The organism is Streptococcus ovis DSM 16829 (genome assembly GCF_000380125.1).
In the GTDB taxonomy this organism is placed as follows: Bacteria; Bacillota; Bacilli; order Lactobacillales; family Streptococcaceae; genus Streptococcus; species Streptococcus ovis.
This window is the reverse complement of record NZ_KB904584.1, coordinates 55,260-74,383: the sequence shown is the minus strand read 5'-3', so window position 1 is coordinate 74,383 and position 19,124 is coordinate 55,260. Positions and strand designations below refer to the sequence as shown.

The window sequence follows — 19,124 nt, the reverse complement described above, 5'->3', positions numbered from 1 at the left end:
GATTTTTCGTTTGCTTATTGCTTAAAGGTCACGGTCATGGTTGTTCCCTGACCCAGTTGACTATCCACATGGATACTAGCGTTGTGACATTTGAGGGCGTGTTTGACGATGGATAGACCAAGACCTGTCCCACCGACTTTCTTAGACCGGCTCTTGTCCACTCGGTAAAAGCGTTCAAAGATTCGTTCCTCTTCCCCCTTTGGAATCCCAATTCCTGTATCTTGAATAGTAAGAGTGGCTTCTTGTCCTTGAGAAGCCAGGGTCACAAAGACATCGCCATTTTCATGATTATAGGTAATGGCATTGTCACAGAGATTGTAGATGGCAGAGGAGAGGAGAGCTGGATTTCCCTTAATAGAAACAGGCTCACCCTTCAGATGAAGTTTGACCTCTTTTTGACTGGCCTTACTTGATAGGCGATCCAAGCAGGCTCTGGTCAGCTGATACAGTTCAACTTCTTCTATCTGCATCTCAGGGGATTCATCCAGATGGGAAATGTGGATGACATCCTCAATCAACTGCACCATTCGCTGCGATTCATTGTAAATTTTTTCAGCAAATGTTTCAACATCTTCAGCTGGTACCAACTGATTTTTCAGCATTTCAGAATAGCCAGAAATAATATGAAGAGGGGTTTTGAGTTCATGTGAAACATTAGCCGTAAATTCCCGTCTCAACTGGTCTGCCTGCCACTGCTCGGTCACATCAAAGAGCAGAACAACAAGTCCAGTCACCGCATCATCTGCAAAAGTCGGACGAATTAAAACGCGGTAGGTCGCTGCTTCGATTGTCAACATCCCCTCGCATTTTTGACCTGAAAGACCCATTTCTACCAATTGATGGAAATCAAGGTCACGAACAACTTCTAAAATGTCCTTTCCAATACTTGATGCATCTGTTTGGAATAATTGCTGAGCAGCGGCATTGATACTGATAATCTGACGTTCATTATCCAGAAGAACCATCCCCTCACGAATTTTGGAGATGATGGTGTCAAATTCCCCCTTCTTCTGCGTCAATAACTGACTTTGAGCTACAATTTCCTTCTGATGGTGATCAATCCTTCTGAGAAGAGGAGACAATTCTTCATAAGCAGCATTGTCAAGTGGATTATCTAAATCCAGATTATTCAATGGCCAGACAATGCGCCTAGCTGTATAACGAGCTACCCAAACTGAGAGAAGAGTCGCTAGAAGAGTAATCAGGACAATTTGTGGTAACAAGCCAAATAATAGCAAGAGAATGCTGTGTTGGGTCACCGACAGGCGGACAATAGTGCCATTGTCCAAACGTTGTGCTGTATAGATAGACGTCTGAGTAAGAGTCGAAGAATATCGAACACTCTCCCCATACCCATTTGCCAAGGCTTCCTTGATTTCTTCTCGGCTTCCGTGGTTTTCCATTTTAGCAGGATCTGATTTGGTATCATAGAGGACAGAGCCCACATTATCCACCCAAGTGATGCGGACATTAGACGTCTTCAAGCCATCAAAATATTCTCGTCCTTCAAAGGAAATCCCTTGTGCAGCCAAAGCTGTTTGAGTTTCCAATTGCTCTAGCTGAACATCTGTAAAATAACGATACACAATTCCCACCGTCAATAGAAGCCCAGCTAAAAAGACACCTAAACTAGACAATAGGGTTGATCGAAAGATTCGTTTAATCATGACGTTCCTCCATCCGATATCCAACACCTCGAACGGTTTGGATGTAATCCCCACAGTTTCCCAGCTTGGTCCGCAGTGTTCCAATATGGACATCTACGGTCCGTGTTTCACCGAAAAACTGCGTGCCCCAGATACGGTCCAGCAACTCTTGTCGGGTAAAAACACGGTCTGGATGAGTCATGAGCAAAGACAGGAGTTCGAACTCCTTCAAGGTCAACGTAACCTTCTCTATCCGATTGCGAACCGTGTAACTTTCTGGATCCAAGGTCAATTCTCCAAAATGCACGACTTGTGTGTCCGTATTCTTACGAGACCGGCGCAAAACAGCCTTGATACGAGACACCATCTCCATCATACCAAACGGCTTCACCAGATAGTCATCTGCCCCCAAATCAAGTCCTTTTACCTTGTCATACTCCGTTCCCTTGGCTGTCGCCATGATGATGGGAATCTCGGTCGTCCGATGGTCCGCTCGCAAACGCGCCAACAGACTCAATCCGTCCTCACCCGGTAGCATGATATCCAGCACCACTAATTCAGCTGGTTCTTCCGTTACAGCTTCCCAGAAAGTCTCCGCATCCGCAAACCCACGCGCCTCAAACCCTGTCGTCCGAAGGGTATAGAGCATCAATTCCCGGATGGAATCGTCATCTTCCACACAATAAATCATGTATTTTCTCCGTCTAATTGTCCCGTAATTGAGAAAATCACCCACTTGGCAATATTGACCGTGTGATCTCCGATACGTTCTAAGTATTTCGCAACCATGAGCACATCTAAGACATGTTCTGCATCTGCAACTGTTTCTGCAAAATAGCGAATCAGTTCTTCTTTTATTGTATCAAAATATTGGTCAACTTCATCATCTTTTTCAATGACTTGATTGGCAAGATTTTCATCTTCATGGACAAAGGCGTCAATACTATCCGTTACCATTTGAACCACTAATCCCCCCATGGCACTGAGGGGTTGCAATTCTTGATCTGACTGGATATGGCGAAGAGACATGATTTCTGCAATTTCTGCTGACTGTGCACCGATGCGTTTCATATCATAGACCATCTTCAAAGCAGAGGAAATACGACGCAAATCCTTGGCAACTGGTTGTTGACGGAGCAATAATTTCAAGCATTGTTCCTCAATATCACGTTCCAATTGTTCAACCTTTTGGTAAATTTTTGTGACATTATTGACCAGTTCAAATTCATTTTCAGCCAAGGGAACGAGAGATCTAGAAATAATATCTTCGCAAAGGGCTCCCATTAAAATCAGATTGGTATTTAAATCATGCAATTGGTGTTCAAATTTTGATCGCATCATCCGAATCTCCCTGTAATGTAATTTTCTGTGCGTTCATCCTGTGGCAAAGAGAAGAGTTGGCTGGTCCTGTTGTATTCCACAATCTCTCCCATCAAGAAAAAGGCCGTTTTATCCGAAATCCGCACCGCCTGTTGCATATTGTGTGTGACAATGACAATGGTGTATTTTTCTTTCAGACTGATCACCAATTCTTCAATTTTTGCCGTCGAAATCGGGTCCAAGGCACTGGTTGGCTCATCCATCAACAAGACATCTGGTTCAATCGCAAGTGCACGCGCGATACAAAGACGTTGTTGCTGCCCACCAGACATCCCCAAAGCTGATTTGTTAAGACGGTCTTTTACCTCATCCCAAATCGCCGCCTGTTTCAAAGAACGTTCCACAATCTCATCTAATTGCGCCTTGTTGTGAATACCATGTGTGCGTGGTCCAAAAGCGATATTATCATAGATGCTCATTGGAAATGGATTGGGTTTTTGGAAAACCATCCCTACCTTTTTACGTAAGATATTGATATCCATATCTTGGTAAACATCTTCCTGATCCAGGGTCACCTGACCCGTAATCCGACAATTTTTTACCAAGTCATTCATCCGATTGAGGCTCTTTAGTAAGGTTGATTTTCCACAACCCGAAGGGCCAATAAAGGCCGTAATTTCATTGGCAGCAATCTCTAGATTGACATCTTTCAGGGCATGAAAATCCCCATAATATAAGTCCAAATGATTGATGGCTAATTTACTCATTATTTGTTTCACTTCCTAATCGTTTCGCAATACTTTCTGAAATCAGATTGATGATGATGACTAACACCAAGAGTACCACTGCTGTTGCATAAGTCTGATTGACATAGAGCCCCTCTCCTGAAATAGCGTACATGTGCACTGCCAATGTACGGGCCGAACTAAAAGGTGTCTTGGCAATTTCTGCGACCGTTCCAGCCGTGAAAATTAAGGCAGCTGATTCACCAACAATCCGTCCGATGGCAAGGACAATCCCAGAAAAAATTCCCGGCATAGCACTTGGGAGAACAATTCGTCCGATTGTCCGCATTTTCCCTGCTCCCAAGGCAAAAGCTCCTTCACGATAGCTGTCAGGTACTGAGAGCAAGGCTTCCTCAGTTGTCCGCATAATCAAAGGCAAAATCATAATACTCAAGGTAATAGCCCCTGATATCAAAGAGAGTCCCATGTGCGCAAATTTAACGAAGAAAAGAGCCCCGAATAAACCATAAATAATGGAAGGAATCCCTGATAAAGTTTCTGTTGCAACCCGAATAATCGATACAAAAGGATGGTCTCGCTTGGCGTATTCTGTCAGGTAAACCGAAGCCCCAATCCCAATAGGAACTGCAATCACTAAGACCACTACCGCCATAAATATAGTATTTACCAAGGCTGGGAGCAGAGAAACATTCTCACTTGTGTAGACCCAAGCAAAAAGACTCGGCGTCAAGTTAGGAATACCTTTGATGAGAATATAGCCAACTAGAAATACAATCCCGAGAAAGACCACTAGTGCTGACCCATACACCAGACAAAAGAGGAACAGGGACAATGGATTTTGCAAACGAGAGCGCCATTCTTGTCGAAAAGTACGTTGATTAATTGCCTCCATATTTACTCCTCTCCCTTATGCAATAATGAAAAGCTAATATTGATGAGAAGGACAAAGATGAACAAAACTACCGCCGTCCCGATAAGAGCCTCACGGTGCAAGCCACTAGAGTAGCCCATTTCCATGACAATATTTGTCGTCAATGTCCGTACGCCCGATGTCAGTGAAGTAGGGATGATGGCTTGATTGCCCGCGACCATAATCACCGCCATGGTCTCTCCAATCGCACGACCGATTCCTAGAATAACAGCCGCCAACACCCCACGTTTGGCAGCAGGCAAGACAGCGAAGAAAACACTGCGTTCATGAGAGGCACCAAGAGCCAGCCCCCCCTCGTAATAAGAACGAGGGACCGCTCGAATCGCCGCTTCCGACACACTGATAATGGTTGGTAAAATCATGAGCCCCAATAAAACAGAGGCCGTTAGGACCCCCATCCCAAAACCGCCAATATGTGTGCGGACAAAGGGAACAAGCACTACCAGACCAAAGAAACCATACACAACCGATGGAATCCCCGCCATTAGATTAATAGCCGCTTTGAGAGGACGATAAATTTTTTCTGGACAAAAATAAGCCATAAAGACAGCAGTCAAAATTCCACTTGGAACACCTGTTACCAGCGCTCCAAGTGTCACATAAAGCGAACCAATAATCATTGGAAAAATTCCAAAAAGATGGTTGGCCGGTCTCCAGACTCTACCGAACAAGAAATCTCCAACTCCAATTTCTAGGATAGCAGGTATCCCACTTGTAAAGAGAAAGAAACAGATCAGTAAGACGGATATAATAGAAATGCAGGCGGTCAGAAACAAGACCGCTTGCACTACTTTTTCTTTCGTATGATTCATGTAAGACCCCTTAGTCTGCAAGGCCATCCCAACTTGTGGTTTCACCAGTGAAAATGGCTTTCACATCATCTTTCGCCAAATTGTTCACTTTATTGTCTTTGTTCACAATCACAGCAATTCCATCCATAGCAATGACAGTTGAAGCAACACCTTTTGATGTTTCTTCATCTTTCAACTCACGAGATGCCATACCGATATCTGTTGAACCGTCAATCGCATTCGTGATCCCTGTTGATGAATCACTTTGTTGAATTTCAATTTCAACATTCGCATTGACTTTATTGTAGGCTTCTTTGAGTTTTTCCATAACAGGCGTTACTGAGCTTGAACCAGATACGACTACTTTTCCTGAATCAACACTAGCTTTATAATCTTTTACATCATCTAAAGCAATGTAACCATTATCCGTTACAACTGCTTGACCATCTGTACTTAAAATAAAGTTGATAAAGTCCTGAGCAGCTTCACTCACCTTATCTTTTGTTACGATATTAAAATTACGAGAAATGGTGTAACTACCATCTTTAATGGTTTCAACGCTTGCCTTTGCGCCATCAATATCCAAAACCTTAACCGTATCATCCAATGACCCCAATGAAGCATAACCAATCGCATTGGCATCTCCTGCAACAGTTGTCATCATCACTGCTGTTGAGTTGGTAACAATGGCTTGATCCGTTGTCATATCCATTTTTTCGCCAGCATCATTCTTTTCTTCTACACCAAACAACTCAATAAAGGCGCCACGTGTTCCTGACCCGTCTTCGCGCGAAACAACGTTGATGGTTTGACCCGCGGCAGAACTAGAACCACCTTCACTTCCAGCATCAGACGAATTTCCGCAAGCTGTCAAAAGAGAAAGACTTGCTAAGCCAGCAAGGGCAATTGTGGATAGAAATGACATTTTTTTCATGATAAACTCCTCATCATTTTTTCTTTACATTTCACATTATAGACACCCAATATCAAATCCATTACCCGACTTTTGTAAAGTTTTTGTAAAGTCTGTAAAGTCCATAAAAAAAGCAACAGATACCTGTCGCCTTCTATTTATAATTAGAAAAAATACCGCAATCCAGCTACACAGCAAATCCCTACAACCACTGCTAGCATCACGTTTTTACTCTTTGCCATGACCACAAATGTCGGAACGACCGCTACTAACTCAATCCATTGAACAGATGGTAGCTGCCCACTGCGTGCTGGAAAAATACTAGATAAAATCAAGGCAAAAATAATCGTAATCGGTAAAAAACTCAGAAACTTCACAACTTTTTCTGGTAGTTCTGCTATTTTCACCAAAAAATACGGCAGAATTCTAGGAACCCAAGTCACGAGAGCTGATACAAGAATTGCCCCCATTAAATAACTACTCACCATCTATCATCACCCCCACAAAACAACCTAGTAACGTCGCTAGAAGCACCGCAATGGAACCAGAAAATTTCCATGATAATGCCAGGTATGCAAACAAGACACTAAAGAGAATCCATGCAATGTTTCTTAGAGGAACCGTTCGTACCATTCCTTCCAATTGACTAGCAAAAATCGTTACAAACATGGCAATTAAGGCAAAATCCACTCCCAAACCATTAGGATTTGGAATCATGCTCCCCAATACGCACCCCACTGTCGTCGCACCAATCCAGGTTATATAACTAGCCAAATTATTGCCATACATCCATTGTGGAGAAATGTCCTTCTGATGAATTCGCTCATTCAACAAGACACCATAGCTCTCATCTGTCATCAATGTCCCAATGAAGACTTGTTGCAACAAACTAGCAGATGAAAAAATCGTTGTCACATGCAAATTCATCAAAAAATGTCGCAGATTGATGAGAAAAACTGTCATCGCAATCGTAGGAAGCGAAGCCTTTGTCAATAACAAAGCACATAAAGCAAACTGGCCCGAACCCGAATAAAAAACAATACTCATAAAAGCAACGATTAGCGGAGAAATCCCCGCTTTAGCCGCCACAATCCCAAAAGCCATTCCAATTGATATATAACCAAAAACAGTTGGAATAGCAGCTTTTGCCCCCTGCCAAAAACCTTTTTCTGTCATGTCCTCCTCCTGTATCAGTAAGCTCCACTTACAGTATATCATAAATAAAAGTCCTTGCACTCACGTCCAAGAACTTTTCTGGTTAAAAATCATTATCCTATTTTCAGTCTTATCCCTCCACCCCTTCAAACACCAAACTTGGCTTGGCATTGAGGTCTAGGGAGGCGATGTTGCCTTTGGCGTATTCTACAGCCGCAGCCAGTGCAATCATGCCCGCATTGTCACCGCATAGACGCAGAGGAGGAATGACGACATCGACATCAATGATTTCTTCTACTAGGCGTTCACGTAAACCTTGATTCGCTGCCACTCCGCCTGCCACAACAAGCATTTCAACAGGATAACGTTCCAAAGCCTTTTTGGTTTTTGCCATGAGAATATCCATAACAGCCGCCTGAAAGGAAGCGCAGAGATTTTCTAACACGAGCTCCTCTCCCTTTTGTGTTGCATTGTGATGCAAATTGATAAAGGCCGATTTGAGACCTGAAAAAGAGAATTCCAAATTATCTTCTTTTATCATAGCACGAGGAAAATCATAGACATCCTGCCCCTTGTGCGCCAATTCATCAATTTCACGCCCTGCTGGATAGGTCAAACCCATGACCCGTCCGACCTTATCATAAGCCTCTCCCACCGCGTCATCTCGGGTTTCTCCGACAATGTGATAATCTCCTGGCGCCGACACGTAGACCAATTCCGTATGACCGCCAGAGACGAGAAGCGCCATCAAGGGATAGGTCAACTCCTTGACCTCACGCGCAGCCATGAGGTGACCCGCCATGTGGTTGACAGGAATAAGGGGCAAACCATGTGCCCAAGCAAAGGCCTTGGCAGCCGCCATTCCAACTAGAAGAGCCCCAACCAAGCCCGGTCCATAGGTTACAGCCACTGCAGTTAAATCCGAAGCAGCAACCTCTGCTTCTGCCAACGCATCCTCAATACACGTTGTAATGACTTCCACATGGTGACGACTCGCCACCTCTGGCACTACGCCACCAAAGCGCTTATGACTTTCTATCTGACTAGCAATAATATTGCTTAACAATTCGGTGTCATTCTTTAACACTGCTACACTAGTCTCATCGCAAGACGACTCAATAGCTAATATATATCTGTCTGTCATATTTTCTATTCTTTCTCTGAATTTTCTTTATGCTTCTGCTTTGTATCATTCTCACTGACCTGATCTTCAATCGTTTGATTTGTTAATTTTTCTTCTAAAATGGCCAGTAATTCGTCAGTAGACAGCTGTTCTTTGTTAGATAATTGTTGTACATTCAGTTGAATGTCACTCAGCCCATAATCTTGTAACTTAGCCTCTAGGACACTAGATTCAACCGGTTCATCACCATAGACTACCAAACTCAAAGTCTTAGTTGGAGCATCATACTGTCGACTCACCACTGTCACATTGACCAATGTCTCATTGACAAACTGATTCAACATGAGGCGCTGATAACTATCTCTCACCATGGTAACCGCCGATGCTAGACTTGGCAACATGAAAATAAATAAGGCCATACTGAACCAAATCTGATATTTTTTTGTAGCTTGCCGCTCTTGTCGAATTCGTTTTGACAGTCCCGTCCACGAAAAACCAAGAATCGTTGATAGAATAATAAAAACAACATTGATAAGAAAAAGATAGGAAGAACCCAAAAAGTACTCCATATGCCCAACTGCAATCGCATATCCCACCGTGCATAAAGGCGGCATAAGTGCTGTCGCAATAGCTACACCTGGAATAATGTTACCCCCATCCTTTTTCTGAGCGCCAATAATCCCTGCGAGACCACCAATCAAAGCAATCAAGACATCCCACACTGTCGGGCTCGTCCGCGCAATAATCTGCTCACTAGCATAGGAAATAGGAGACAACCAAAAATAGAGGATAGAGATGCCCAGACTCACGCCAATCTCCATTGAAAGCATCTTCAATGCCTTTTTAAAAAGTGGTAGGCTGTAAACTGATCCACTAATCCCAATGGCTAAAATCGGAGTCATTAAAGGTGAAATCAGCATAGCGCCAATCACTGTCGGGATTGAATTCATATTCAAACCGATACAAGCAATCAAAATGGCACAAACTAAAATAGCGGCATCCTTTTTATCAAATTCTAAGTCATCATTGACCTTTTTATAAAATTCACTGGCTGTATACGTTTTTGCCATGATTATAAATCCTCTTTCTCCTGTTCTGAACGCATCATCAGCACTGCATCTTCTATAGGGTTATGATAATAGTGTTTTCGCCTACCGATTTCGTGGAAACCATTTTTTTGATAGAGCGCACGCGCTGCCAGATTACTGTCTCGCACTTCCAAGAAAATAGGTTCTTGACGATGTTGAAGATTCTCTAATAATCTACTCGCAACCCCTCGACCTTGAAAAGCCTTCTTAACGGCAATATTGGTGATTTCCAATTCACCTGCTAGGTCCTGAATCGCTAAAAAGCCAACCATTTCCTGCTGGTTAAACAAATAAAAATAATCCGTTGACTCCTGAGCCAAATCTGATTCAATCTGTTCAAGCGTCCAAGGGGATGGCTCATAAACATCTGAGAGAAGATCCCAAATCTGTCTTGCAGTTTCCATTTTAGACCCTTTTGACATAGTTTGTTTCATCACCTGTTGCATGATTTTTCAACCAATTTTCTTCTGCTTCTACCCGTTTTAGATATTGAGGAACAAAGGCATCTACATCTACCGCCGGTAAGGTCTGCCCCAAACATCCAATAGCATAAGCAGATGGCAAGGTTGCGACCATACGAGCAGCTGGTAACTTTTCTTCTATTTGACTACGAAAGGCTTCTACTTCACCGACAAAAGTCACCTTTTCCTCATTCGCCACTCGCTCCAATACTTGTGCAAATGCTACATGTTGATCGGTCTGTACAGCTCTGCCATTTACATAAAAACCAGCATACACATGATTCCTACGGGCATCCATCAAGGGCACCACCAGTCCATCAAAATCTTGACCACTAGCTAAAGCATAAAGACTGGAAACTCCTACTAGATCAATCTTTAAGGCATAGGCCAAGGTTTTTCCAGTCGCCACAGCCACACGCAGACCCGTATACGAGCCTGGGCCTTCTGCGACCACAATTCTTTCCAAATCAGCTGGCGTCCAACCAACGGATTTCACCAAAAAATCAATCGCCGGCATCAGACTCATACTATGATTTTTCTTGACATTCAAGGTGACTTCTGCGACCAATCGTTCTCCGTCTAATAAAGCAACTGACAACGCCTGACTGGATGTATCCATCGCTAATACTTTCATCTTTTCATCCCTCTGTCTCTTCTTCATCTTATTGTAAGCTATCTTGCTTATTTTTTCAAATACCGTCCCTTAAACCATCAATTCAATCGCTGCTCTTTTCAATAATTCTTGAAAATTCTTGAAAACCAGCCTTTTTTACATTTTCCCAGCATTTCCTTTCACCAAGTTTCCCTTTTATGGTATAATATACATAATTGTAACGTTTTAAAAAGAACACAACAACTCCATACAATTTCATAGAAAAAAGCAAATAGGAAAGACCTGTTTGCCACTTTTTCATAGTTGTTTCATGCAAAAGAAAGGAAAAATATGATTTACAAAGTATTTTATCAAGACACAAAAGACCGGACGCCACGTCGTGAGCAAACACACTCACTTTATTTAGAAGTAGAAGCTGCAGATGAATTACAAGGACGCATCCTAGTTCGTCAACTGGTAGAACAAAACACACCCTACAACATCGAATTTATCGAACGCTTGTCCGATAACCACCTTGAGTATGAAAAAACTCATGCCGATTTCAAATTAACGGAGTTTTAACCCATGTCTTCTATCAATCTAAAACCTCAAGAAGTTGGTGTCTACGCCATCGGTGGTTTGGGAGAAATCGGGAAAAATACCTACGGAATTGAATACAAGGATGAAATCATCATTGTGGACGCCGGAATCAAATTCCCTGAAGATGATTTATTGGGAATTGACTATGTCATTCCAGACTACTCCTATATCGTCGACAATTTAGATCGCGTCAAAGGACTGGTGATTACCCACGGTCACGAAGACCATATCGGTGGGATTCCTTTCCTCCTCAAACAGGCCAATATTCCCATTTATGCAGGCCCCTTGGCTCTTGCCCTTATCCGAGGAAAATTGGAAGAGCACGGCCTTTTGCGCGATGCAACTCTTCATGAAATTCATCACAATTCCGAATTAACCTTCAAACACCTCAAAGTTAGCTTTTTCCGTACCACTCACTCCATTCCTGAACCATTAGGAATTGTGATTGATACGCCGCAAGGAAAAATTGTCTGTACGGGTGACTTTAAGTTTGACTTTACCCCTGTGGGTGAGCCTGCCGACTTACACCGCATGGCAGCTTTAGGAGAAGAAGGCGTTCTTTGTCTTCTTTCTGACTCTACCAATGCCGAAGTTCCAACCTTTACGAATTCGGAAAAAGTAGTCGGTCAATCGATTACGAAAATCATCGAAGGCATCCACGGACGGATTATCTTTGCATCCTTTGCATCTAACATTTTCCGTCTCCAACAAGCGGCCGAGGCTGCTGTAAAAACAGGCCGTAAAATTGCTGTCTTTGGACGCTCGATGGAAAAGGCTATTGTCAATGGGATTGAGCTAGGCTATATCAAGGTTCCAAAAGACACCTTTATCGAGCCAAATGCTATCAAAGAATACCCAGCTGGTGAAGTTCTCATCCTCTGTACAGGAAGTCAAGGGGAACCGATGGCTGCTCTTTCACGGATCGCACACGGTACACACCGTCAGGTTCAACTCCAACCAGGCGACACGGTTATCTTCTCTTCTAGTCCAATCCCAGGAAATACAACAGGGGTCAACAAGCTCATCAACATTTTAATTGAAGCTGGGGTAGAAGTCATTCATGGTAAGGTAAACAATATCCATACTTCTGGACACGGTGGCCAACAAGAACAAAAACTCATGCTCCGCCTTATCAAACCGAAATACTTCATGCCTGTCCATGGTGAATACCGGATGCAGAAGATTCATGCTGGGCTTGCTGTGGATACTGGAGTGCCTAAAGAAAACATCTTTATCATGGAAAACGGAGATGTTCTGGCACTTACCAAAGACTCTGCCCGCATTTCTGGGCACTTTAACGCTCAGGACATCTACGTTGACGGAAACCGTATCGGTGAAGTCGGTGCAGCTGTTCTCAAAGACCGCAGAGACCTATCAGAAGATGGCGTTGTTCTAGCTGTTGCGACTGTTGACTTTAAATCACAGATGATTTTAGCCGGACCAGATATTCTCAGTCGCGGTTTCATCTATATGCGTGAATCAGGAGATCTCATTCGCGAGAGCCAACACATCCTCTTCAATGCGATTCGTATTGCCTTAAAGAACAAGGATGCCAATATTCAGACTGTCAATGGTGCCATTGTAAATGCGCTTCGACCTTTCCTATATGAAAAGACTGAACGTGAACCTATCATCATTCCAATGATTCTGACACCAGATAATTAAAAGGACAAAAGGACCGAGGAAATTTTCCTCAGTCCTTTTACTTTTAATACAAATCTAGGTAGTTATCGATTTCCCATTGGGATACAAATGTAGCATAGCTTGCCCACTCAATACGTTTTGCTTCAAGGAAGTTCGTATAAATATGTTCTCCCAAGGCAGCGCGTACAACAGGATCACTTTGCAAAGCTTTTAAGGCATTATGAAGTGTAGATGGGAGGTCAATAATTCCTGCTTCTACACGTTCTTCGGCTGTCATTGCGTAAATATTTGTTTCCACTGGAGCTGGGGCTTCGATTTTATTTTCAATCCCATCCAAACCAGATTCCAACAAGACTGCCAAGGCCAAATACGGATTCGCCATTGGGTCCACAGAGCGCAACTCTAAGCGCGTTCCCATACCACGAGAAGCTGGTACCCGAATCAATGGTGAACGATTTCGACCAGCCCAAGCTACATAAACTGGTGCTTCAAAGCCTGGTACTAAGCGCTTATAGGAATTGACCGTAGGATTCGTAATAGCTGTGTAACTGTAAGCATGCTTCATCAAGCCACCCAAGAAATAGTAGGCATCTTCTGATAACTGCATGCCACGCGGATCTTCTGGGTGATAGAAGGCATTCCCTTCCTCAGTGAAGAGGGACATATTGCAGTGCATCCCTGACCCAGCAATACCATATTTCGGTTTCGCCATGAAGGTGGCATAAAGACCATGTTTTCGTGCAATTGTCTTTACAACCAACTTGAAGATTTGAATTTTGTCACAGGCTTTCAGTACATCTGCATATTTAAAGTCGATCTCGTGCTGCCCAACCGCACATTCGTGGTGGCTTGCCTCAACCTCAAACCCCATTTGAGTCAATACATTCACAATCTCACGACGAGTATTGTCGGCTAAGTCTGTCGGTGCCAAATCAAAATAGCCGCCTTTGTCATTCACTTCTAGGGTTGGATTACCTTGCTCATCCATTTTAAAGAGGAAGAACTCTGGTTCTGGACCAAGGTTAAAGGATTTGTACCCAACACTTTCCATATGACGGAGCGCTTTCTTCAAATTACCACGAGGGTCCCCAGCAAAAGGCTTTCCTTCAGCTGTATAGATATCACAAATCAAACCTGCAACTGCACCATTTTCATCACCCCAAGGAAAGACTGTCCATGTATCCAAGTCTGGATAAAGGTACATATCTGATTCATTGATTCGCACAAATCCTTCGATAGAAGAACCATCAAACATTGCCTTATTTGACAGGACCTTATCCACCTGCTCTTGGGTTGCTGGGATCTCAACGTTTTTCAAAGTCCCCAAAATATCTGTAAACATCAAACGCAAAAAAGTAACGTTCTTTTCCTGAATTTCGCGACGGATATCCGCTGCTGTGATAGACATGTATTTCTCCTTTTTTTGAAACCAAGATGGATTTATATCCGAAATGATTGAAAACCAGTTGGAGCGGGATTAAAGCCTCCAACATTTGAAAGTTCATCGTGTAGAATTTGTCGAACTTGACTGTCTGACAAGGTTTGTTGCCGCGCCAATTCCTTGGCTTGGTACTCACGTTTAATTGCCGCAATATTATACCCATCCGCAATATAATCTTTGATATCCAATAAACAATCCATATCGTTTAAGGAATACATACGGCGATTGCCTTCATTGCGATCAGGATGAATCAACCCCTGCTCTTCGTAATAACGAATCTGCCGTGCTGTCAAATCTGTCAGTTTCATAACACTTCCAATTGGAAAGACTGCTAATGACCGTCTTAATTCTTTTTCTCTCACGAAAACTCCTTTCTGCCTACCATTATAGGTCAATTCACGCCAATCGTCAAGATTTTATGTGAGATTTTCTAACATCATTCGTGTTTCCAATATTTTTTCAGTTTATCTACATCATAATTTACCAAAATCGCAATAAAAACTCCGACAAATGTTTCGAAGACACGGGCGAAAACATACTGTACCGTCTCACCCGCAGGAATCGACAAGGTGATAATCAACATAGCAGCCACCCCACCAATAATTCCCGCCTTATTGTCCATAGCAACATTTGTCATGATTGTCAGCATCACACAGATGGGTACCACAAACAGGGTCACCAAAAAATGACCATCAAAAAACTGGCTCAGTAAAAAGAAAATTAAGGCATAGACACCGCCAATAGAATTTCCTAGGATGCGTGAAGTGCCAAAATGCAAGCTCTTATCAAAATCCTCCCGCAAGCTAAAGACGGCGGATAAAGCTGCAATATTCGTGCCTTCCCATCTCAATATACCAAACAATAATATTACTAAGAACACTGCAAGGCTAGACTTCACTGTCCGCATGCCAAGCTTAAACTTCTCAGGATCAAAACGCTTTTTTATGAACATACCTTTATTGTAACATGATTTTGTAGAAAAGAAAGAGTTTGAAGAAGGAATCACACAAACTAATCATCTATTGCAAAAAACGATGCCTTTCGACATCGTTTCTAGACTTCAATAGTTCAATCGCAGCAGCTGATTGGTAGTTTACTCGCAACCAGCCTAATCAGCCTTGTGGGTTTCAATTAGTCCAGTGGACTATTTGAAGTTGTCACCTAATAAAATCAAAGTGACAATCTACGAAATCATTTTTGACAGAAGCTTCGCTTCTTCTATTTCCAACCTAAAACTATCTCCCAGATAGTTTTAGCTGACTTACCGCCTATTTTTCTGTCAATGCAGCCAAACCTGGTAACACTTTATGCCTTGCCTGATTTTCTAAGCTCGTTTCACGTCGCAGAAAATCTAGGCAGAGCACAGAAAAGAGGCTCTCGCCTCTTTTCTAGCCTTCCTTACAAAAGTAAAGAATTATTTATCAGTCAAAGCAGCCAAACCTGGTAACACTTTACCTTCTAAGAGTTCCATGCTTGCGCCTCCGCCCGTACTAATCCATGAGAATTTGTCTGCACGGCCAAGATTGATAGCAGCTGCTGCTGAGTCTCCACCACCGATGATTGATTTCACGCCTGGTTGTTTCACGATAGCATCCATCACACCGATTGTACCAGCTTGGAAGTCTGGGTTTTCAAAGACACCCATAGGACCGTTCCATACAACTGTTTTCGCACCAGTCAAGGCTTCGTCAAATTTAGCGATTGATTTAGGACCGATGTCAAGACCAAGGAAACCTTCAGAAACTGCTTCGCCTTCAGTGTCACGAACAACATCGTAACCAGCAAAGGCGTTTGCTTCTTTTGAGTCAACTGGCAAGATCAATTTGCCATTTGCTTTTTCAAGCAATTCTTTAGCAACATCCAATTTGTCTTCTTCTACAAGTGAGTTCCCGATTTCGATACCTTGTGCTTTGTAGAAGGTGTAAGTCATACCACCACCGATAAGGACTTTATCTGCTTTTTCAAGCAAGTTTTCGATAACACCGATTTTATCAGAAACTTTTGAACCACCAAGGATCGCTACGAATGGGCGTTCTGGAGTTTCAACAGCTTCTTGGATGTAAGCAATTTCGTTTTCAAGAAGGAAACCAGCAACAGCTTTTTCAACATTTGCTGAGATACCAACGTTAGATGCGTGCGCACGGTGAGCTGTACCGAAAGCATCATTTACGAAGATACCATCTCCAAGTGATGCCCAGTATTTACCAAGCTCAGGATCATTTTTAGATTCTTTTTTGCCGTCAACATCTTCAAAACGAGTGTTTTCCACCAAAAGAACTTGACCATCTTCAAGAGCATTGATAGCTGCTTCCAATTCAGCACCACGAGTTACTCCTGGGAAGGCAACCTCTTGGCCCAATTTAGCAGCCAAATCAGCAGCTACTGGCGCAAGTGATTTACCAGCTTTATCCGCTTCTTCTTTCACACGTCCAAGGTGTGAGAAGAGGATTGCACGACCACCTTGTTCGATGATGTATTTGATTGTTGGAAGTGCCGCAGAGATACGGTTGTCATTTGTAATAACGCCGTCTTTCAAAGGCACGTTAAAGTCAACACGGACAAGAACTTTTTTACCTTTAAGTTCTACGTCTTTAACAGTCAATTTAGCCATTTGGTTAAACTCCTTAAAAATTTTTTATCTTTCTCATTATAGCACATTTTCCTGTAAATTTCTAAACATTTTGCGTTATTTGTGATAATTGTAACGAAGTAAACGAAGACCATTTAAAATGACTAAGATAGTCGAGCCTTCATGCCCCACAACTCCCAATGGAAGCGTGACTCTCTGAAACAAATTACTCAAAACTAGAAGAAGAATCACCGAAAAGGCAAAAATGATATTTTCCACAATAATGGTTCGTAATTTTCTAGATAAGCCAATCGCAAAACTCAAACGGTTCAAATCATCCACCAGTACTACATCAGCATTCCCAATGGCAATATCACTGCCTGTACTAACTGCAAAACCAATATCTGCAAGAGCTAGAGCTGGTGCATCATTGATGCCATCTCCGACCATTCCAACCTTTCCGTACCTTTCTTGTAACTGTTGAATGTGCTGAACCTTGTCTGCTGGCAAACAATTTGCCACTACCTCGTCCATTCCTAATTCCTGTGCTAAAAAGTGGGCGGTTTTCTCTTGATCGCCAGTCAGCATGATCGTCTGCAATCCCAGCGCTTTCAATTGTGCAATCGTTATCTGACTTTCTGCTTTCAATTGGTCTGCCAAGGCATAAATTGCTTGAAGTTCTCCGCTTCTACTAACATATACCAGCGTATTTCCTTGTTCTTCGCGTCGGTTGATATAATCCCAGACCTCAGAAGAAAAACCGACTTCCATCCCTTCCAGAATATAATCTTTCTTCCCAATCCGCCATTCTTCACCAGCATAATGGACATTCAAGCCCTTTCCAGTCACATCTTCTAAACGATCGAGAGAAAGAGACTCTTGCCCTTCATAATGTTGAAGTAATGCTTGAGAAATAGGATGAGTAGACTGCCCTTCTGCTGTGACAACCATTCTCCCAAGTAGAGTGGCCTCTGTATTTTCTAATACGTAGGCATCCACGACTTCTGGATGACCCACTGTCAATGTTCCCGTCTTATCAAAAACAATCGCTTTTAGTTGTCCCACGTTTTCAGCAGTATCGCCCCCTTTGACAATCATTCCCATTCGGGCAGCGCGACTGATGGCTGATAAGGTTGCTGGAGCAGAAGAAGCAAGTAAAGCACAGGGCGAAGCCACTGTTAGTAAAATCATCCCCCGATAAAATGCTGTCTGCCAATCCCAGCCTCCAATAAAGTGCATCCCCAAAATAAACAGGGGCACGACTATCAAAACAGCCTTGACATACTGATTTTCCATCCGCTTGACCAAGCTAGTAGTCGGACTTTGACGACTTTGCGCCTCTTCAACCATTCGGACAATTTTTGCAAACAGGGTATCCTGATTTTCCACACTGACTGTCAGCTGAATACTTTCACCTTGATTGACAGTCCCACCATGAACTTCATCTCCTACTTTCTTTTCGACTGGCAATGGTTCCCCTGTAATCATCGATTCGTCGACTAAGGCATAGTGACTATCAAGAAAGCCATCTATCGGAATTGCTTCTCCTTTCAGAACTTGCACTCGGTCTCTAATTTTCAAATCAGCAGTTGCTACGAGTTCAATCTCTCCACTTTCCCCTATTCTTCTTGCCTCATCGGGGGTCAAGGACATGAGAGAACTAATGGCACGACGACTCTTTTCTGTCGCAAATTCTTCTAGTGTATTAGAAAGTGAAAAGATTCCAATTAGCAGAGCCCCTTCTTCCCAATAGCCAATCGAACCAGCCCCTAAAGCTGCTAAAATCATCAAAATATCTACATCTAAATGATGGTCCACTAACAATTCTTTTAGCCCCTCTTTCACTGATAGATAGCCACCAGCCAATAGAGAAAGGATAAACACAAAAGTTCCTAAATTCGCAAATCCAAGAAATTCAACAATAAACCCTAATACAATCAAGACAATACAAGCCACTGTCATCACGAGGCTCTGATTCATTTCAGATCGTTTCATATTTCCTTCCTCCTATTTTCAGCAGGACTTGTCAAAAAACGCTTTCTCTTTTACAATATAAGTATGACAGAAATTGCTTTGAAAACACAGATACAAATCATACACTTTG

Annotated in this window: 21 protein-coding genes; 2 read left to right on the top strand and 19 right to left on the bottom strand. The window is 42.7% G+C overall.

Features of this window, described 5'->3' with window-relative positions; genetic code table 11:
• Nucleotides 1-14: 14 nt before the first annotated feature.
• The 14 genes from A3I9_RS0111615 to A3I9_RS0111550 all read right to left on the bottom strand — a co-directional run bounded on the left by A3I9_RS0111615 (nt 15) and on the right by A3I9_RS0111550 (nt 11,088).
• Nucleotides 15-1,667 (bottom strand): sensor histidine kinase, encoded by a 1,653-nt coding sequence (locus A3I9_RS0111615; RefSeq protein WP_018379195.1) that lies wholly within the window; start codon nt 1,665-1,667, stop codon nt 15-17.
• Entirely contained in the window at nt 1,660-2,337 is a 678-nt protein-coding gene (locus tag A3I9_RS0111610) for a winged helix-turn-helix domain-containing protein (protein WP_018379194.1), read from the bottom strand. The genes A3I9_RS0111615 and A3I9_RS0111610 overlap by 8 nt, the downstream gene beginning before the upstream one ends.
• Nucleotides 2,334-2,987 (bottom strand): phosphate signaling complex protein PhoU, encoded by a 654-nt coding sequence (gene phoU, locus A3I9_RS0111605; protein WP_018379193.1) that lies wholly within the window; start codon nt 2,985-2,987, stop codon nt 2,334-2,336. The genes A3I9_RS0111610 and phoU overlap by 4 nt, the downstream gene beginning before the upstream one ends.
• The gene (gene pstB / locus A3I9_RS0111600; RefSeq protein ID WP_018379192.1) at nt 2,984-3,733 is read right to left on the bottom strand and encodes a phosphate ABC transporter ATP-binding protein PstB; all 750 of its coding nucleotides are present in this window, start codon (nt 3,731-3,733) and stop codon (nt 2,984-2,986) included. Before pstB ends, phoU begins: the two co-directional genes overlap by 4 nt.
• Nucleotides 3,726-4,604 carry a phosphate ABC transporter permease PstA gene (gene pstA, locus A3I9_RS0111595; RefSeq protein ID WP_018379191.1) on the bottom strand — a complete coding sequence of 293 codons (879 nt, stop codon included), beginning with the start codon at nt 4,602-4,604 and terminating at the stop codon, nt 3,726-3,728. Before pstA ends, pstB begins: the two co-directional genes overlap by 8 nt.
• Before the next feature lie 2 nt (nt 4,605-4,606).
• Nucleotides 4,607-5,455 (bottom strand): phosphate ABC transporter permease subunit PstC, encoded by an 849-nt coding sequence (gene pstC, locus A3I9_RS0111590; protein ID WP_018379190.1) that lies wholly within the window; start codon nt 5,453-5,455, stop codon nt 4,607-4,609.
• A 10-nt stretch (nt 5,456-5,465) separates the two neighbouring features.
• A complete protein-coding gene (locus A3I9_RS0111585; protein WP_018379189.1) occupies nt 5,466-6,368 on the bottom strand; it encodes a substrate-binding domain-containing protein in 903 nt (300 codons plus the stop codon).
• Nucleotides 6,369-6,511: 143 nt separating this feature from the next.
• A complete protein-coding gene (locus tag A3I9_RS0111580) occupies nt 6,512-6,835 on the bottom strand; it encodes an AzlD domain-containing protein (RefSeq protein ID WP_018379188.1) in 324 nt (107 codons plus the stop codon).
• Nucleotides 6,825-7,523, bottom strand: coding sequence for an AzlC family ABC transporter permease (locus tag A3I9_RS0111575; RefSeq protein WP_018379187.1), 699 nt, complete (start codon nt 7,521-7,523; stop codon nt 6,825-6,827). Before A3I9_RS0111575 ends, A3I9_RS0111580 begins: the two co-directional genes overlap by 11 nt.
• Nucleotides 7,524-7,632: 109 nt before the next feature.
• Nucleotides 7,633-8,646 carry a tRNA (adenosine(37)-N6)-threonylcarbamoyltransferase complex transferase subunit TsaD gene (gene tsaD, locus A3I9_RS0111570; protein ID WP_018379186.1) on the bottom strand — a complete coding sequence of 338 codons (1,014 nt, stop codon included), beginning with the start codon at nt 8,644-8,646 and terminating at the stop codon, nt 7,633-7,635.
• A gap of 5 nt (nt 8,647-8,651) precedes the next feature.
• Entirely contained in the window at nt 8,652-9,695 is a 1,044-nt protein-coding gene (locus tag A3I9_RS0111565; RefSeq protein ID WP_018379185.1) for a TIGR00341 family protein, read from the bottom strand.
• A 2-nt stretch (nt 9,696-9,697) separates the two neighbouring features.
• Entirely contained in the window at nt 9,698-10,117 is a 420-nt protein-coding gene (rimI, locus tag A3I9_RS0111560; RefSeq protein ID WP_425423182.1) for a ribosomal protein S18-alanine N-acetyltransferase, read from the bottom strand.
• Nucleotide 10,118: 1 nt separating this feature from the next.
• Nucleotides 10,119-10,808, bottom strand: coding sequence for a tRNA (adenosine(37)-N6)-threonylcarbamoyltransferase complex dimerization subunit type 1 TsaB (gene tsaB, locus A3I9_RS0111555; protein ID WP_018379183.1), 690 nt, complete (start codon nt 10,806-10,808; stop codon nt 10,119-10,121).
• A gap of 82 nt (nt 10,809-10,890) precedes the next feature.
• Complete coding sequence (locus A3I9_RS0111550) at nt 10,891-11,088, bottom strand: hypothetical protein (RefSeq protein ID WP_018379182.1); 198 nt, start codon at nt 11,086-11,088, stop codon at nt 10,891-10,893.
• A 29-nt stretch (nt 11,089-11,117) separates the two neighbouring features.
• Between A3I9_RS0111550 and A3I9_RS0111545 the strand changes: the two genes are divergently transcribed.
• Both A3I9_RS0111545 and rnjA read left to right on the top strand, forming a co-directional pair.
• The gene (locus tag A3I9_RS0111545; RefSeq protein ID WP_018379181.1) at nt 11,118-11,348 is read left to right on the top strand and encodes a DNA-dependent RNA polymerase subunit epsilon; all 231 of its coding nucleotides are present in this window, start codon (nt 11,118-11,120) and stop codon (nt 11,346-11,348) included.
• A 3-nt stretch (nt 11,349-11,351) separates the two neighbouring features.
• Complete coding sequence (gene rnjA / locus A3I9_RS0111540; protein WP_018379180.1) at nt 11,352-13,031, top strand: ribonuclease J1; 1,680 nt, start codon at nt 11,352-11,354, stop codon at nt 13,029-13,031.
• 43 nt (nt 13,032-13,074) lie between these two features.
• On the opposite strand, the gene glnA is transcribed toward rnjA, so the two are convergent.
• The 5 genes from glnA to A3I9_RS0111515 all read right to left on the bottom strand — a co-directional run bounded on the left by glnA (nt 13,075) and on the right by A3I9_RS0111515 (nt 19,015).
• Nucleotides 13,075-14,418, bottom strand: coding sequence for a type I glutamate--ammonia ligase (glnA, locus tag A3I9_RS0111535; protein ID WP_018379179.1), 1,344 nt, complete (start codon nt 14,416-14,418; stop codon nt 13,075-13,077).
• A 32-nt stretch (nt 14,419-14,450) separates the two neighbouring features.
• Nucleotides 14,451-14,813, bottom strand: coding sequence for a MerR family transcriptional regulator (locus A3I9_RS0111530; protein ID WP_018379178.1), 363 nt, complete (start codon nt 14,811-14,813; stop codon nt 14,451-14,453).
• Nucleotides 14,814-14,887: 74 nt separating this feature from the next.
• Nucleotides 14,888-15,403: an FUSC family protein gene (locus tag A3I9_RS0111525; protein WP_026217458.1), complete on the bottom strand. Its 516-nt coding sequence runs from the start codon at nt 15,401-15,403 to the stop codon at nt 14,888-14,890.
• A gap of 462 nt (nt 15,404-15,865) precedes the next feature.
• Nucleotides 15,866-17,062, bottom strand: coding sequence for a phosphoglycerate kinase (locus A3I9_RS0111520; RefSeq protein ID WP_018379176.1), 1,197 nt, complete (start codon nt 17,060-17,062; stop codon nt 15,866-15,868).
• 75 nt (nt 17,063-17,137) lie between these two features.
• The gene (locus tag A3I9_RS0111515; RefSeq protein WP_018379175.1) at nt 17,138-19,015 is read right to left on the bottom strand and encodes a heavy metal translocating P-type ATPase; all 1,878 of its coding nucleotides are present in this window, start codon (nt 19,013-19,015) and stop codon (nt 17,138-17,140) included.
• Nucleotides 19,016-19,124: the final 109 nt, after the last annotated feature.

Coding starts and splice junctions, on each gene's coding strand:
- tsaB (WP_018379183.1), bottom strand. CDS start 10,808: ATGAAAGTATTAGCGATGGATACATCCAGTCAGGCGTTGTCAGTTGCT.
- pstA (WP_018379191.1), bottom strand. CDS start 4,604: ATGGAGGCAATTAATCAACGTACTTTTCGACAAGAATGGCGCTCTCGT.
- A3I9_RS0111585 (WP_018379189.1), bottom strand. CDS start 6,368: ATGAAAAAAATGTCATTTCTATCCACAATTGCCCTTGCTGGCTTAGCA.
- A3I9_RS0111545 (WP_018379181.1), top strand. CDS start 11,118: ATGATTTACAAAGTATTTTATCAAGACACAAAAGACCGGACGCCACGT.
- A3I9_RS0111565 (WP_018379185.1), bottom strand. CDS start 9,695: ATGGCAAAAACGTATACAGCCAGTGAATTTTATAAAAAGGTCAATGAT.
- tsaD (WP_018379186.1), bottom strand. CDS start 8,646: ATGACAGACAGATATATATTAGCTATTGAGTCGTCTTGCGATGAGACT.
- A3I9_RS0111515 (WP_018379175.1), bottom strand. CDS start 19,015: ATGAAACGATCTGAAATGAATCAGAGCCTCGTGATGACAGTGGCTTGT.
- rnjA (WP_018379180.1), top strand. CDS start 11,352: ATGTCTTCTATCAATCTAAAACCTCAAGAAGTTGGTGTCTACGCCATC.
- A3I9_RS0111575 (WP_018379187.1), bottom strand. CDS start 7,523: ATGACAGAAAAAGGTTTTTGGCAGGGGGCAAAAGCTGCTATTCCAACT.
- A3I9_RS0111580 (WP_018379188.1), bottom strand. CDS start 6,835: ATGGTGAGTAGTTATTTAATGGGGGCAATTCTTGTATCAGCTCTCGTG.
- A3I9_RS0111550 (WP_018379182.1), bottom strand. CDS start 11,088: ATGAAAAAGTGGCAAACAGGTCTTTCCTATTTGCTTTTTTCTATGAAA.
- glnA (WP_018379179.1), bottom strand. CDS start 14,418: ATGTCTATCACAGCAGCGGATATCCGTCGCGAAATTCAGGAAAAGAAC.
- rimI (WP_425423182.1), bottom strand. CDS start 10,117: ATGGAAACTGCAAGACAGATTTGGGATCTTCTCTCAGATGTTTATGAG.
- phoU (WP_018379193.1), bottom strand. CDS start 2,987: ATGATGCGATCAAAATTTGAACACCAATTGCATGATTTAAATACCAAT.
- A3I9_RS0111615 (WP_018379195.1), bottom strand. CDS start 1,667: ATGATTAAACGAATCTTTCGATCAACCCTATTGTCTAGTTTAGGTGTC.
- A3I9_RS0111525 (WP_026217458.1), bottom strand. CDS start 15,403: ATGTTCATAAAAAAGCGTTTTGATCCTGAGAAGTTTAAGCTTGGCATG.
- pstC (WP_018379190.1), bottom strand. CDS start 5,455: ATGAATCATACGAAAGAAAAAGTAGTGCAAGCGGTCTTGTTTCTGACC.
- pstB (WP_018379192.1), bottom strand. CDS start 3,733: ATGAGTAAATTAGCCATCAATCATTTGGACTTATATTATGGGGATTTT.
- A3I9_RS0111610 (WP_018379194.1), bottom strand. CDS start 2,337: ATGATTTATTGTGTGGAAGATGACGATTCCATCCGGGAATTGATGCTC.
- A3I9_RS0111520 (WP_018379176.1), bottom strand. CDS start 17,062: ATGGCTAAATTGACTGTTAAAGACGTAGAACTTAAAGGTAAAAAAGTT.